The following is a 14,927-nucleotide window of genomic DNA, read 5'->3' as shown; positions in this document are numbered from 1 at the left end:
TTAGGCAACCTGTGGCACGCCGGATATCAGCGCCCGTGCCTGCGCGCTGTAAGACAGCGCTGGCACGGCATCGCAACGGCTCAGCTGTGTTTACTCGTCTGCGAGGTTGTTGCGTATCTGTTGCAGCAGGGTTTGCAACTGCGCCAGCTGCTCGGCGCTCATGCCGGCCACCGCCGCGTTGGAGGCTTGCACGCCCAGGTTGTGCAAGCCGTCGAACACGCGCCGGCCTTCGGCGCTCAATGTCAGGCGCGTGATGCGGCGGTCGTTGTCGTCGGGCGCAGCGTCCAGCAATTCCTTGTCGCGCAAGCCTTTCAGCAGGCGCGCCAGCTGCGCCTTGTCGCGCCCGGAGTGCGCCACCAGATCGCCCTGCGTGGCGCCGGGATGGCGTGAGAAGAAGCCCAGCGCCTTGTATTCCATATGGGTCAGCTCGTGCGGCGTATCGCGCAAACCACGCAGCTGGCGCGCCCGGTACAGGTGCATCACCGAATGGATGGCGTCGAACACTTGTTCGGATTGGTTGACTTTATTAACTTGTTTGGTCATAATAGGTGACATTATCAACTAAGGAGCCGAAGATGAGCAATCGAATTCAACGCGTACGGCATGAAATCAAACGGCGCGAACTGGAAGTGGTCAAGGTGCGGCATCTGGCTCCGAACTACGTCAGCGTAACATTCAAAGGCGAGACCTTACACGATTTCGTCTCGGCCTCCTACGACGACCATGTCAAATTCATGCTGAGCGACGAGGTGCGGCGCGATTTCACGCCGCGTCATTACGACCACGCGGCGCGCGAACTGACGGTGGAATTTGCGCTGCACGCCACCGGCGCGGCCTCCGACTGGGCGCGTCAGGCGGCGCCGGGGCAGGTGGCGGTGATCGCCGGCCCGCGCGGCTCGATGATTATCCCGATGGATTATGCGTGGCATGTGCTGGCCGGCGATGCGACCGCGCTGCCGGCCATCCGCCGCCGCCTCGAAGAACTGCCAGCGAGCGCGAAAGTGCAGGTACTGGTGGCGGGCGAGGAAGCGGCCGCGCTATCGTTCGACAGCGCGGCGCAGGTAACGCTGCAGCGCTTTGCCGACGACAAGGCGCTGCTGGACGCCATCCGTGCCTTGCAGCTGCCGGACGGCGAAGGTTTCTTCTGGTTTGCGGGAGAGGCGCTGGTGGCCGCGCAAGTGCGCGACGCCGTGTTGGTCGACAAGGGCCACCCGCGCGAGGCGGCCCGTATCTCGGCGTACTGGAAGCAGGGCGCTTCCGGCCACCACGAAGATCTCAGCTGATCAGAACGAGTGCTTGATGCCGGTGATGATGCCGGTCTGGCCCATGCCGGCGCCGACCGAGCCGCCGGCGCTCAGTGCCAATGCCGCCGTGCCGTCGTTCGAGATATGGCCTGCGGCGATGTACCACGCGCTGCGCTTGGACAGGTTGTAGATACCGCGAATCAGCACCTGCTTGCTGTCGTTATTGGTGGCGCGGTAGTCAAGCCTGGCGATCTGGCCGTCGACGGTGAACAGCGGCGTCACATTGTAGGCGGCGCCGATGTACAGCAGATTGCTGCGCGGCTGAGTGGTCGAGCCCTCGTTGTTGCGGGTGATGATGCCCAGGCCCAGCTTCCAGTCGTCCTGCTTGATGAACGCGGCCACGTGGGCGCGGCTGTCGGTCTTGCTGCTGCTGGTCAGGCCATTGGCAGCGCCGGCGCCGCCGTAGATGCGGTCATAGGCGCTGATCAGTGAATAGCCGTTGCCGTCGTAGCGCAGCAGCGCCGACCACTCTCGGCAAGCCACGGCGTCGGTGGCGCTTTCGCCGGCGCAGCTGGTGCCGGCTGGGCCGCCGGCGGTCGAGGTGTCGCGGCCCAGGCTATAGGTGCCGCCGACGGTCACGCCGCTGAAGGTGCCGCGATAGGCGATCGAGTTGTCGACGCGGCCGTTCGGGATGGCCGAATCGAGCGAACCGAGTCCGTACTGCGACGGACCGAGGATGTCCACATCGTAGGTCGAGATATTCAGCATATTGTAGTTGCGGCCCAGCGTTACCTGGCCCCACTTGCCTTGCAGGCCGACCCAGGCCTGGCGGCCGAACAGGCGGTTCTGGCCTTGGGTGCCGGTGTCCGGCGCGAAGCCGTTCTCCAGCTGGAAGATGGCTTTCAGGCCGTCGCCCAGGTCTTCCGTGCCACGGAAGCCGAGGCGCGATGGGAACATGCCGCCGCCCAGCGAAGGCATACGGGTCACGCTGTTGCCGGCTGCATCGGCGTTGGTGTAGGTCTCCACGGCGGCGTCGATGATGCCGTACATGGTGACGTTGCTCTGCGCCTGGGCGGCGCCCGATGCGATGATGGTGGTGGTAATAGCTGCTGCAATGGCGATGGTTTTTTTCATGTTTTAAGTCTCCTAGTTGTGTTTATTTTTTGTCCCAGGTAGCGGACGAGCCTACGGAATACAAAGCGCCCGGCGCGTTGCGGGTTTTCTGGAAGTCTTCCAGCGACTGCCCGCGCATAGCGGCGTAGATGTGCAGGTTGGACACGCCAACCACGGCGCCCAGCTTCTCGAGCAGGAAGAAGATCACGCCGTACTGGATCATGCCGCGCCAGTCGCGGCGGGTGATCAGGTCGCGCTCTTCGGCCGTCAATTCGGCGGCGTCGTAGGTCGCTTCCGGCGATTCCTTGAACTGCACGCGGAACTCCGGCTTGACCAGCTGGTGCAGGTACTTGTTGATGCGGTGCGCGCGCACGCTGGTCTCCAGCGTGAACGGATAGGTGCCCGGCAGTTCTTCCACACCCTTGGTCTGGTGCGCGATGTGGGCGCGGTGCGCTTCGATGGCGGTGGCGTTGAGCGACTTGTCGGTCGATGCCGCGTTCTCGTACAGCGCCACGGCGATACCGGTCATCGACGGCAGGTAGTACTCGCGGTGAATGCAGTTCAGCTTATCGGACATGGCGCCGCGCATCGCCATCCACATCACCACTTCCGCGCTTTCCCAGCCGCCGAGGCGGGCGAAATCGGCGTGGGTCATATTGAGCAGCGTTTCCGGATCATTCTCGAACAGGTCGAGGAACTGGTGGTCCCACGGCGTGTTGTTGAAGCCCGCGCGCTCGCCGTGCACCTGGTGCGACAGGCCGCCGGTGGCGACCAGCACCACGTTCAGGTCTTCCGGATAGCTTTCGATGGCGCGGCGCAGGCCCTGACCGAGCTTGTAGCAGCGGCGCGCGGACGGCACCGGGAACTGCAGCACGCCCACTTGCAGCGGCACGATGGCGCCCGGCCAGCCGTCCTTGTGATCCCACAAAATCGATAGCGGCGAGAAGCAGCCGTGATCGAGCGCCTTCTCCTGGAAGAAGGACATGTCGAATTCGTCCGCCATCAGCGACTGGCCGATGTGGCGCGCCAGCGCCGCGTGGCCGGCCACCGGCGGCAGGTTGCGCGGTCCGCCGCCTTCATCGGCCGCCTTGTAGCTGTTCCCGATCCCCAGCGCGAAGGCCGAGTAGTGGTCGAAGAAGAACGAGGTCACGTGGTCGTTGTAGACGACCAGCAGGACGTCGGGCTTTTTCTCCGCCAGCCATTGCTGCACCGGCTCGTAGGCCTTGAAGATGGGCGCCCACGCAGCGTCCTGCTGCTTGTTGGCGTCCAGGGCGAAGCCGATGGTCGGGGTGTGGGAAGAGGCGATGGCGCCGATGATGTTAGCCATGATAGTTCCTATTTATGCTTTTGCTGCGACGGTACGTTGACCGAATTTGTTCATGATGATGAAGATGGCCGCCAGCGTGGCCGGTCCCGCCAGGATGGCGATCACCGCGCTGAAGCCCCAGCCCATCGACAGCAGCACGCCGCCGGCAAAGGAGCCGAAGATGCTGCCGAAGCGGCCCATGCCCTGCATCCAGCTGACGCCAGTGGCGCGCACCACGGTCGGGTAGCACGACGGGGCGTAGGCATTCAGGCCGGTTTGCGCGCCGCTCATGCAGAAGCCTGCCAGCAGCACGAACAGCGAGAACAGCGACGATTCCACGCTGCCCGAGGACAGGCACAGGATAAAGGCGGCGCCGCCGATGTAGGCCAGCGAGATGACTTTGTTTGGCGAGATGCGGTCCATGAAGTAGCCCACCAGCAGCGCGCCCACGGTGCCGCCCAACTGGAACAGCGCGGTGATGTTGGCGGCGCGTTCGATCGGCAGGCCGGCATCCTTGATCATGGTCGGCAGCCAGCCGCTCAGCAGGTAGATCACCAGCAAACCCATAAAGTAGGTGCCCCACAGCGACAGCGTGGTGCCGCGATAAGCAGCGGACAACAGTACCTTGCCCGGTTGCGAACCGGTCACTTGCGGTTCGCTGATGGTGAATTGCGCATTGGCCGGCACTTCGCCGCCGACCACGCGGCGCAGCGTGCGGCCGATACGCTCGGCCGGGAATTTGCGCACCACCAGGAAGCGCACCGATTCAGGCACCAGCAGCAGGTAGATCGGCAGGCAGGCCAGCGGAATCGCGCCGCCGGCGATCAGCACTGCGCGCCAGCCGTAGTCCGGCAGCAGCGCCGCCGCACCGAAACCGACCAGTGCGGAGCCGAGGTTAAAGCCGGTGAACATGATGGCGATCAGCGTCGAACGCGAACGTTCAGGCACGTACTCCGACAGCAGGGTGGTGGTGTTCGGCATCGCCGCGCCCAGACCGAGGCCGGTCAGGAAGCGCAGCAGCGACAAGGTGGTGACGTCTTGCGCAAAGGCGCTCAATACACTGAAGGCGCCGAACCAGGCGACGGAAGTCATCAGCAGTTTTTTGCGGCCGAAGCGGTCCGACATCGGGCCGACCAGAATGGCGCCGATGGCCAGGCCGATCGGGGCGGCGCTCATCACCACGCCGAAGGCGGCACGCGAGATGCCCCATTCCTTGGTGATGGCCGGGGCGAGGAAGCCCATGATGGCCACATCCATGCCGTCGGTGGCGACGATCAGGAAGCAGAGGGCGAGCAGCAGCCATTGATAGCGGCTCATGCTCCGGCCGTTGATGTGTGCCCGGACGTCGAGCGTTTGTCCTATATTCATTAAGTCTCCTGTGTACAGCTAGGTTTTTTGTAAAGTGGTGTAAAGGCGGCTGATACCGCCACCGCTTCACCAGTGTACGTTTGGACAGAAGGGGGTGTATTGCTATTGCTTGCTGAACCGTTTCAATCTGCTTATCGCCAGTTTCGGCTGATCGCCTCGATTTCGGCCAGCAGCGCGTAGGCGCCGGGCGACAAATGCGCATTCTTGCGGGTTGTGACGCCGATGCTGCGTTCCATTCCGGGCATTTCGAACGGCAGTACTACCAGCTGGCCCGTGCGAACTTCGTGATGTAGTTGATGCGCCGATAACACGGTCAGCATGTCGCTGGAAACCAACAGGCCGCGCAGCAGCGCCAGGTCGCCGGTTTCCACGGCGGGCGAGGGTGGCTGCTTGCCGTGGCGTTCAAAAAACTGCACCAGCGATTCGCGCAACGGCGTGCCGCTGCGCGACAGGCCCCACGGGTAGCCGGCCAGATCTTCCAGCGTCAGCTTGCTGCGCTTGACCAGCGGATGGCCGGTGCGCGCCACCAGCGCCGCCTTGTCCTCGAATAGCGAGCGCGATTCGAACGCATCGCCGGCGCCGGCGCGCTGCGCGCCAACGATAAAGTCGATACGGCCGCTCAGCAGGCTGGCGGTGAGTTCTTCATACGGGCTTTCCAGAGAACGGATTTGCAATTGTGGATGGCGTTTCAACACTGACGAAATGGCCACAGGCAGCAGCTGCGAACGCGCCAGCGGCAGCGCGCCGATCGTCACCACGCCCAGCACCACGCCGGCCAGCGCGGCGATGTCTTCCGGGATGTGGCGCAGCTCCGACAGCACGCGCTCAAACGATTCGGTCCAGCGCCGGCCGGCATCGGTAGGCACCATGCCGTGCGCGGTGCGCAGGAACAGCGCCTGTCCCAGCATGTCTTCCAGCCGGGCGATGGCCTGGCTGACGGCCGACTGCGATACCCCCATCACGTGCGCCACACTGGGCATATGGTGCATCTCGGCCAGCAGCGACGCGGCCTGCAGCCGGCGTTCGTTGAGCAGCGCTTCGATGCCGCCGACTTTGGCGCCGTTGCGGTCGCGCAGGCGCATGGCTTCGTCGCGCACCGCGTGCAGTTCGGCCTCGATGCGGTCGGCGCGCTTGCGCACTACATCGCCGGCGGCGGTGAGCAGCATGCCGCGTCCCTTGCGCTCGAACAGCTGCGCATCGAGGCTCTCTTCCAGCGCTGCCACCGAGCGCGCCACTGCGGACGAGGCGCGGTACAAGCTCTCGGACGAACGGCGGATGCCGCCGCTGGCGGCGACCGCATTGAAGGCATGAAGGTGACGCAGGCTGACCAGGAACATGGTGAGGGTTTTAAGGCTGCAATAAGCAGATTAGAACAAATCACAGCCTACAACGCAACCACGCAAATGAGGCTGACGCGGATACTGGTGGCATTCACACTGCACAGACATCCGCCACCATGAGCCTACATCCCGTTTCCGACCAGCGCGCCGTGCCTTGCATGCTGATGCGCGGCGGTACCTCGCGTGGTCCGTTTTTTCTCGAGTCCGACCTGCCGGCCGACCGCGCCGCGCGCGACCGCTTCCTGCTGGCGGCTATGGGCTCGCCCGATCCGCGCCAGATCGATGGTCTGGGCGGCGCGCACCCGCTGACCAGCAAGGTTGGCATCGTACGCCGCAGCCATACGCCGGGCGTGGACCTGGACTTTTTGTTCGCCCAGCTACAGCCGAATAACGACACGGTCGATGTCACGCCCAACTGCGGCAATATGCTGGCGGCGGTGCTGCCGTTTGCGCTGGAACGCGGGCTGCTGCCGATCGCGCAGGGCACCACCACTGCGCGCATCCTTACCCTGAACACCGATATGCAGTGCGACGTCACCGTGCAAACGCCGGGCGGCAAGCTGCAATACGATGGTGACGCCCGCATCGACGGCGTGCCCGGTTCGGCCGCGCCGATCAGCATCAATTTCCTCGACACCGCCGGTTCTGTATGCCCATCGCTGCTGCCCACCGGCCGCACGCTGGACCGCATCACCGTACCCGCCGCCTCGCCGTTCGAAGTCGACGCCACGCTGATCGACAATGGCATGCCGATGGTGCTGGTGCGTGCCTCCGCCTTTGGCATCACCGGATACGAGCCGGCCGCCGAGCTGACCGCCAACGACGCACTACGGGCCCGCCTCGAAGCACTGCGTCTCGCCGCCGGCCCGCTGATGGGCCTTGGCGACGTCGCCGCCAAAAACTACCCGAAGATGTGCCTCATCGCGCCGCCGCGCGAGGGCGGCGCAGTCAGCACCCGCTGCTTCATTCCGCACGTCTGCCACGACTCCATCGGCGTGCTGGCCGCTGTGACCGTGGCCACAGCCTGCGTCCTGCCGGGCACCGTGGCCGACGGCATCGCCGCCGTGGGCAGCGCGGCGTGCCAGGCGCTTTCGATCGAACATCCCACCGGCGAATTCAGCGTCGAACTGGAAACCGACCAATCAGGGCAGGTCGTACGCGCCGCGTTGCTGCGTACCGCCCGTCCAATCATGCGGGGCGAAGTGCTGGTCCCCGCGCACCTCTAAAAGGATCCATCCATGATTATTGACTGCCACGGCCACTACACCACCGCGCCGAAAGCGCTGGAAGAATGGCGCAACAAGCAGATCGCCAACCTGAACACGCCGGAGCTCGGGCCGAAAGTCGCTGACCTGAAAATCAGCGACGACGAACTGCGCGACTCCATCGAAACCAACCAGCTTCGCCTGATGAAAGAGCGCGGCTCGGACCTGACCATCTTCTCGCCGCGCGCCAGCTTCATGGCGCATCACATCGGTGACTTCAACACCAGCGCGACGTGGGCCGCTATCTGCAATGAGCTGTGCGCGCGGGTGGCGCAGCTGTTCCCGGACCACTTCATCGGCGCGGCCATGCTGCCGCAATCGCCGGGCGTCGATCCTGCGACCAGCATTCCGGAACTGGAAAAGTGCGTCAAAGAGTACGGCATGGTCGGCATCAACCTCAATCCCGATCCGTCGGGCGGCCATTGGACCGCGCCGCCGCTGTCGGACCGCTCGTGGTATCCGATCTACGAGAAAATGGTGGAGTACGAAATTCCCGCCATGATCCACGTCAGCACCAGCTGCAACGCGTGCTTCCACACCACCGGTGCGCACTACCTGAACGCCGACACCACCGCCTTCATGCAATGCCTGACCAGCGATTTGTTCAAGGACTTCCCGACCTTGAAATTCCTGATCCCGCACGGCGGCGGCGCCGTGCCATACCACTGGGGCCGATTCCGCGGCCTGGCGCAGGAAATGAAAAAGCCGCTGCTGACCGAGCACCTGCTGAACAACATCTTCTTCGACACCTGCGTCTACCACCAGCCGGGCATCGACCTGCTGACCAAGGTCATGCCGGTCAAGAACGTGCTGTTCGCCTCGGAGATGATCGGCGCCGTGCGCGGCATCGATCCGGAGACCGGCAACTACTACGACGACACCAAGCGCTACATCGAAGCGGCCAACCTGACTGCCGACGATCGCACCGATATTTTTGAACGCAACGCGCGCCGCGTATTCCCACGCCTGGACCGCGCACTGAAGGAGAAGGGCCTGTGACTACGCCATTGATTAACCAACTCGGCATCGTAAAGCGCAACATCGTGCGCGCCGAGCGCGAACACGTGGAGCACCTCGGCCAGTTCGGCAGCGCCACCGTGCACGAAGCGATGGGCCGGGTGGGCTTGCTGAAGCCTTATATGCGTCCTGTCTACGCAGGCGCACAGGTAGCCGGCACCGCCGTCACCGTGCTGCTGCACCCTGGCGATAACTGGATGATGCACGTGGTAGCGGAACAGATCCAGCCTGGCGACGTGGTGGTGGCAGCCATCACCGCCGAATGCACCGACGGCTACTTCGGCGACCTGCTGGCCACCAGCTTCAAGGCGCGCGGCGCGAAAGCACTGATCATCGACGCCGGCGTGCGCGATGTGCGCTTCCTGACCGAGATGGGCTTCCCGGTGTGGAGCAAGAACATCAGCGCCAAAGGCACCATCAAATCGACGCTGGGCTCCGTGAACATTCCGGTGCTATGCGCCGGTGCGCTGGTCAATCCCGGCGACGCCGTAATCGCAGATGACGACGGCGTGGTGATCGTGCCGGCCGCCGACGTGGCGCGCGTGGCTGCCGTGGCGCAGAAGCGCGAAGACCTGGAAGCCGAGAAGCGCGCCAAGCTGGCGGCGGGCGTGCTGGGTCTGGACATGTACAACATGCGCGGTCCGCTGGAGCAGGCGGGTCTCAAATACATCGACTGATGCACTATCGCTCCAAGGAGTGGACCGTAGGCCTGGTGGGCTACGGTGAAGTGGGCCGCATTCTGGCGGAGGACTTGCGCCGCCAGACTGTGGCTGTTTGCGTTGTCGACTTGAAGCTGGGCGAGCCTGTGGGCGACGCTCGAGGCCGCCGGCGCGCGCTTTGTGGAAGGTGCGATAATGACCTCAATCCCGCCGTGCCGCAGCGCGATGATCAAGGGACTGGAGGCGATGGTGATCGAGCATGGCCGCCGCCGTGCCGAGGAAATGCGCGAATCCGCCCGCACCGTGGCCGATGTGGGCTTGACGCCATTGTCGGCGCGCGGCACCGCCGAGCGTCAGGCGTGGGTGGCCGACCTGTCGGAAGCAGGACGATTTGGCAGCAAAGGCGACGGTTCCTTTGCCCGCAGCGCCGACTGGCGCATCGAAGCAGACCGTATTCTTACAACCCTCAAAGGAGACAGAAATGACGTATAAAAAAATCGCAGCGTTCGCCATGCTGGCCGGGATGATGGCCGTGGCCAGCGCCACGCCGGAAGACGACACGCAGGCGCTGGTCAAGAAAGCCTCGGCCTACATCAAGGCCAACGGCATCGACAAAGCCTGTGTCGACTTTGCCGATCCGGCCAAGGGCTTCCGTCCGAACGGCAGCTACGTCTACGTGCACGACATCCACGCCAAAATGCTGTGCAATCCCGGCAGCCCGCGCACCGTCGGCAAGGACATGATCGAAGTGAAGGACATGGACGGTAAATACTTCAACAAAGAGATGGTCAGCCTGGCCACCACCAAGGGTAGCGGCTGGGTCGAATACAAATGGACCAACCCGGCCACGCAAAAAATGCAGGATAAAAAATCCTACATCGAACGCCAGGGCGACCTGATCGTCGGTTCGGGTTTCTACAAATAAGCCAAATCTGAGAAGCTGTTCAAACTGTCGCCCAGCGAGGTGCTGGTCAGCACATCCTGGAAGGCGCGCTGGTAGCGCTGATTGCCGGTGACGACATAGCTGCGTCCGGCATCAAAATTCCTCCCAGTCGGCGGTGGCCGGCTGCGGCGTTTTGGCCGGCTGGCGCGCGGTGGCCAGCTGCTTGCGCGGCGCCGCGCTTGTCTTGGCGGCGAGTCGCGGCGCAGGCTGGCCGCCGATGCTGGCCGCCAGCTTGAATACCGCCACGGTATCGACCAGTTCCTTGGCCTGGATTTTGAGCCCAGCGGCAGCGGCGGCCATTTGCTCGACCAGTGCGGCATTTTGCTGGGTCACCGTATCCATATCGGTGACGGCATCACCCACCTGGGCCACGCCCTGACTCTGCTCGATGCTGGCGGAACTGATCTCGCCCATGATGTCGGCCACGCGCTTGATGCTGGCGACGATGTCGGTCATGGTGCTGCCGGCGGTGTCGGCCAAGGCACTGCCTTGTTCGACCCGCTGGACGCTATCGCTGATCAGTTGCTTGATTTCCTTGGCCGCCTCGGCGCTGCGCCCGGCCAGGCTGCGCACTTCGGTGGCGACCACGGCGAAGCCGCGGCCCTGCTCACCGGCGCGGGCCGCTTCCACGGCGGCATTCAACGCCAGGATATTGGTCTGGAACGCGATGCCGTCGATGACGCTAATGATGTCGGCGATCTTGTTGCTGGACTGGCTGATTTCCTGCATGGTGAGCACCACCTGCGACACCACGTCGCCCCCAGTGCTGGCGATGTTGGAAGCGCTCTGCGCCAACTGATTGGCCTGGCGGGCGTTGTCCGCATTCTGTTTGACCGTCGAATTGAGTTCTTCCATCGAAGCGGCGGTCTGCTCCAGGGCGCTGGCCTGGGCCTCGGTGCGGGCGCTCAGGTCCATATTGCCTTGCGCGATCTCGCTCGATGCGGTCGACACGCCTTCGGAGCCGCTGCGGACCTTGCTCACCACATTGACGAAATTGGCGTGCATGATTTTAAGCGCGTGCAGCAGTTTGGCCACCTCGGCAGGGCCCTCGGCCTCGATTTCAAGCGACAGGTCGCCTGCGGCCATCGTGTCGGACAGCTGGACGGCATGCTGCAACGAGCGTGCGATCTGGCGGTAGACATAGTGCAGTGCGGCGCTCACACTGACCAGTAGCAGCAGCGCGAGCGCGATCAGGATGGTGAACCAGCGCTGTTTGGCTGTCTCCGCCACCAGAATCTGAGCATGGGTGCGATGGTCCAGCATGCTCAGAAATTCATCGACCGGTTTCATGATCTTGGCTTTGTTGCGGTGATAGGCGGCATCGTGCATCATGCTGCGCGCTTTCTCCAGATCGGGCGACCCTTGCTGGCCATCGGCCTGGTGTCCCTTGACCAGGTTCATGGCGATGGTTTCCGTCTTGACCAGGTCGTTCGAGTTGTCGCCTGCTTCCTTCAGCTTGGCGAATTCGGCATCCGTGAAGCCGGCTTGTTTCATCAGATCGTTCAGCGAAATTGTCGCCTCGTAGCCCTTGCCCGGATCGATATCGGCGGCCCGGAAGTCCCAATAGATCTTTTCATACTCCTTGGGACGGGGCTTGCTGCCGTTTCGGATGGCCAGTATCTCCAGATATTGCTGTTCCCATTTCGGGTCGCCCGACACCACATAGGTACGCGCCAGGCGCGTCAGATCGTCGGAGCTTTGCCGCATTTCGTCTGCCAGCAAGTAGGAGGCGTAACGTGATTGATTGGCCCTGGACACCGCTTCGTTGGCCGTGCCGAGCTGGCGTATGCCAAATCCCAGGATGGCAACCATCCCCAGCACGACAGCCAGCGTGGCGGCAAACATTGTTTTGATGCTAGAGCTTTGCATTTTTCTCTCCGGTTAAATATGGTCTGGACGATCCGCCAGCAGGGCGGCCAGGAGCGGCAGCAGCCGGGCGTGGATCTCATCCTTGAAGACGTAGGCGGTGGCGCCCACCGCGCGCGCTGCATCCTGATAAACCTGGTTGCGATGACTCGATAAAATGACCACGCGGGCGCCGGGATGCAGCGTCTTGATCGTCGTCGTCAGGGCCATCCCATTGGCGTCGGGCAGGTCGACGTCCATCAGCACCAGTTCCGGCGCCAGGTCGCGGCATAGAATGAGAGCGCTGTGCGCATCGGCGGCCTCGTGCACCGTATGGGGCTCCAGCGCACTGCCCAGCATCTCACTGAGCATGCGCCGCATATGCCGGTTATCTTCGATGATCAGGATCTTCACAGCCCTCACTATGCGCCGGAATGGCGCCGCTAGCTGTCGGGAGTTCTGTACAGAAACAAATATCCGTCTAACGCGGTGGTGCGGGCTGGCCGGTATCCAGCGTGACGCCTACCCGGGTGCCGGTATCGGGCGCGGAATCGATATGCAAGGTTGCGCCGATGGACCTGGCCCGCTCCCGCATGGTCTTCAGGCCCCAGTGGTCGGGACTGTCGCAGGGCGCAGCGGGATCGAAGCCGCAGCCGTCGTCACTGACCTGCAATGTCAGCAGTCCCGCCTGCTGCCCGATGTTGATGGTGATGCGCGTTGCCGCGGCATGGCGCACGGCATTCATGACCGCCTCGTGCGCGATGCGGAACAATGTGTTTTCCACCCCGGGGCCAGGGCGTGGCTCCGGGGGCGAGCCGTCGGCGTCGATGCGCAGGCTGAAGCGGGTGGACAGCACTTCGGCAAAGATGCGCAGTCCGGCCAGCAGGCCGAAGTCGTCCAGCGCGGGCGGGCGTAATTCAGCCATCAGGTCGCGTGCCATCACGATGGTTTCGGCGCCGACTTCGCGCGCGCTCTGCAGGTGGCACCGCAGCTCCTCCATTTTTCCGCGCGCCAGCAAGCTAATGGAAATATCCAGCTCAAGGTTCAGTGCCGCCAGGTTGGCGCCGACCTGGTCGTGCAGTTCGGCGTGCAGGACGCGCCGCTCCTGGTCCACGGCATTGGCCAGGCGCGCGTACAATTGCTGCATTTCTTTGGCGGTGAAGCGCAGCGCGTCTTCCGCCTGGCGCAAATGGGTAAGGTCGAACGTTGAAAAGATGTAGCGCGTTCCGCTGGCCAGTTCCAGCCGATCGGCGTTCACGCTCAGAATGCGCATGACATCGCCTCGGGTGATCACGATTTCGCGGCCGCGCACAGGGCGTCCAGCCGCCAGCTCGCCATACAGTTGCCGACGCTCGTCCAGGTCTCGCCACAGTCCTTGCTCGACACCGTTGCTGCCGATTGCCGAGCCCGCAGTGAGCCCGAGCATGTCGAAGGCAACGGCATTGGCCCGTTCGATGACGCCGTTGGGCGGGCGCGTAATGATGATAGGTGCGGGCGCCGTGTCAAAGATCTTCTGCAGCGTGGACTCGCTCTCCTCCAGTTTGCGCCGGTGGCGCTGGAACGCGATGACCACAATGCTGAGCATCAGCGCCGTGTTGTAGACCAGGGGCAGGATGATATGGTCGAAGGTCGCGCGTCCCAGCCAATTCAGCATCACACTCACCATGACAGCCTGCCAGATGAAGCAGCCGATGGCGAACACGTAGCCGCTCAAGCGCTCAATCTGCCAGGCGCGCCACATGCAGTAGGCACTGAATGCGAGGACGCTGATGAAAATTATATATGCCACATTGAGCGACGGGCCGTGCGCAATGGTCTGCACCTCGTATATGGCGAACAGGATGCTGGTGGCCCAGGTTGCCACCTTGCGGGGCGTCTTCCTGACAGGCAGGATTGCATAGCAGCCCAACACCTGGAGCCAGAGCAGCAATGGGAATGCGGCACCCTCCAGGTTGCGTGCCAGCTCGTCGACGCGTGCAGGGTAGTGCAACATCCAACGTAAACTGCTGCCAGCGAACGCCACTGACCAAAACAGCAGGTATCGCTCGCTGCGGTCCTGGCGCCATAGATATGAGCTAATGGCGCTGGCGATCAGCGTGATAAACGCGCCTACGATGCAAGTCTGCAGTACGGGATCGTTGATCATGTCGGGCTTTGCGTGTTAGGCATGGCTGGGGCGACCCTGGGTTCAGCTTCCGGGCGTAAGCCCGTGCTCAACGGCGAGCTTGACCAGTCCCGTCACGTCCCGCACGCCGAGCTTTTGCATGATACGGCTGCGGTAGGTATCCACGCTTTTGGGCGACAGGTGTACCAGCGCTGCGATGCGGCTGCTCGAGTGGCCCTCCACGACCAACTGCAACACCTGGCGTTCGCGTGCGCTCAAGCGCCCGAGCGGCCCGGTATCGCCCGCGCCGATAGACGGATTGTCTTCCATGTGCGCCAACTCGCCGCTTAGGTAGCGGCGTCCTACCAGCGCGGCGCGCACCGCCGCCACGATTTCCTCGCTCACCGAACCCTTCAGCAGGTAGCCCGAGGCGCCTGCCGCCAAGGCACGGTGCACATGTTCGGAGTTCGAGTGCATCGACAGGATCAGGATGCGGGTGCCGGGGCAGCGATCGCGCAGGATAGCCACGGCGTCGATGCCATTCAAGCCAGGCATGCTGAGGTCAAAAATGGCGGCATCCGGCTGCAGTGCCTGCACCATGTCCACCGCTTGCCGGCCTTCGCTGGCTTCGCCGACCACCTCCATCTCGGCCATTTCCAACAAGATGCGCAAGCCGTAGCGGATTATCGCGTGGTCGTCGGCCAGCAGGATACGCGGCTTCAA

15 protein-coding genes are annotated in these 14,927 nt (G+C 63.5%); 6 read left to right on the top strand and 9 right to left on the bottom strand.

The features are described 5' to 3' along the window. Positions 1-90 precede the first annotated feature (90 nt). Complete coding sequence (locus BMZ70_RS09060; protein WP_092272663.1) at positions 91-543, bottom strand: MarR family winged helix-turn-helix transcriptional regulator; 453 nt, start codon at positions 541-543, stop codon at positions 91-93. Between the two features lie 32 nt (positions 544-575). On the opposite strand from BMZ70_RS09060, the gene BMZ70_RS09055 reads away from it, so the two are divergent. Continuing rightward, positions 576-1,283, top strand: a complete 708-nt coding sequence (locus BMZ70_RS09055; RefSeq protein WP_092272660.1) for a siderophore-interacting protein — start codon at positions 576-578, stop codon at positions 1,281-1,283. Here BMZ70_RS09055 and BMZ70_RS09050 read toward each other — a convergent pair whose 3' ends face one another. The 4 genes from BMZ70_RS09050 to BMZ70_RS09035 form a co-directional block, all read right to left on the bottom strand. Beyond that, positions 1,284-2,378, bottom strand: a complete 1,095-nt coding sequence (locus BMZ70_RS09050; protein WP_092272657.1) for a porin — start codon at positions 2,376-2,378, stop codon at positions 1,284-1,286. Between the two features lie 22 nt (positions 2,379-2,400). Then, positions 2,401-3,684 (bottom strand): gallate dioxygenase, encoded by a 1,284-nt coding sequence (locus tag BMZ70_RS09045; protein WP_092272654.1) that lies wholly within the window; start codon positions 3,682-3,684, stop codon positions 2,401-2,403. Between the two features lie 12 nt (positions 3,685-3,696). Beyond that, the gene (locus tag BMZ70_RS09040) at positions 3,697-5,031 is read right to left on the bottom strand and encodes an MFS transporter (protein ID WP_092272651.1); all 1,335 of its coding nucleotides are present in this window, start codon (positions 5,029-5,031) and stop codon (positions 3,697-3,699) included. 131 nt (positions 5,032-5,162) lie between these two features. Next, the gene (locus BMZ70_RS09035; RefSeq protein WP_092272648.1) at positions 5,163-6,368 is read right to left on the bottom strand and encodes a LysR family transcriptional regulator; all 1,206 of its coding nucleotides are present in this window, start codon (positions 6,366-6,368) and stop codon (positions 5,163-5,165) included. Positions 6,369-6,487: 119 nt separating this feature from the next. On the opposite strand from BMZ70_RS09035, the gene BMZ70_RS09030 reads away from it, so the two are divergent. The 5 genes from BMZ70_RS09030 (at position 6,488) to BMZ70_RS09010 (ending at position 10,237) form a co-directional block, all read left to right on the top strand. Then, the gene (locus tag BMZ70_RS09030) at positions 6,488-7,597 is read left to right on the top strand and encodes a 4-oxalomesaconate tautomerase (RefSeq protein ID WP_092272645.1); all 1,110 of its coding nucleotides are present in this window, start codon (positions 6,488-6,490) and stop codon (positions 7,595-7,597) included. Positions 7,598-7,609: 12 nt separating this feature from the next. Next, complete coding sequence (locus BMZ70_RS09025) at positions 7,610-8,635, top strand: amidohydrolase family protein (RefSeq protein WP_092272642.1); 1,026 nt, start codon at positions 7,610-7,612, stop codon at positions 8,633-8,635. 11 nt (positions 8,636-8,646) lie between these two features. Further along, positions 8,647-9,330, top strand: a complete 684-nt coding sequence (ligK, locus tag BMZ70_RS09020; RefSeq protein ID WP_092277688.1) for a 4-carboxy-4-hydroxy-2-oxoadipate aldolase/oxaloacetate decarboxylase — start codon at positions 8,647-8,649, stop codon at positions 9,328-9,330. Between the two features lie 177 nt (positions 9,331-9,507). Next, positions 9,508-9,804 carry a DUF1932 domain-containing protein gene (locus BMZ70_RS28555; protein WP_207231515.1) on the top strand — a complete coding sequence of 99 codons (297 nt, stop codon included), beginning with the start codon at positions 9,508-9,510 and terminating at the stop codon, positions 9,802-9,804. Continuing rightward, positions 9,794-10,237 (top strand): cache domain-containing protein, encoded by a 444-nt coding sequence (locus BMZ70_RS09010; RefSeq protein ID WP_092272639.1) that lies wholly within the window; start codon positions 9,794-9,796, stop codon positions 10,235-10,237. The genes BMZ70_RS28555 and BMZ70_RS09010 overlap by 11 nt, the downstream gene beginning before the upstream one ends. A 111-nt stretch (positions 10,238-10,348) precedes the next feature. Here the strand turns inward: BMZ70_RS09010 and BMZ70_RS09005 are convergent, their stop codons facing one another. From BMZ70_RS09005 to BMZ70_RS08990, 4 genes are all read right to left on the bottom strand, one after another. Then, a complete protein-coding gene (locus BMZ70_RS09005; protein ID WP_092272636.1) occupies positions 10,349-12,124 on the bottom strand; it encodes a methyl-accepting chemotaxis protein in 1,776 nt (591 codons plus the stop codon). A 12-nt stretch (positions 12,125-12,136) separates the two neighbouring features. Next, positions 12,137-12,514 (bottom strand): response regulator transcription factor, encoded by a 378-nt coding sequence (locus tag BMZ70_RS09000; protein ID WP_092272633.1) that lies wholly within the window; start codon positions 12,512-12,514, stop codon positions 12,137-12,139. A 67-nt stretch (positions 12,515-12,581) separates the two neighbouring features. Beyond that, the gene (locus BMZ70_RS08995) at positions 12,582-14,246 is read right to left on the bottom strand and encodes an ATP-binding protein (RefSeq protein ID WP_092272630.1); all 1,665 of its coding nucleotides are present in this window, start codon (positions 14,244-14,246) and stop codon (positions 12,582-12,584) included. 42 nt (positions 14,247-14,288) lie between these two features. Next, the gene (locus BMZ70_RS08990) at positions 14,289-14,927 is read right to left on the bottom strand and encodes a response regulator (protein ID WP_092272627.1); all 639 of its coding nucleotides are present in this window, start codon (positions 14,925-14,927) and stop codon (positions 14,289-14,291) included.

The sequence above is a fragment of the Duganella sp. CF402 genome, from assembly GCF_900109645.1.
Lineage (GTDB): Bacteria > Pseudomonadota > Gammaproteobacteria > Burkholderiales > Burkholderiaceae_D > Rugamonas.
Note: the sequence above shows the minus strand (reverse complement) of the source record. Positions and strands in the feature narration are given on the sequence as shown.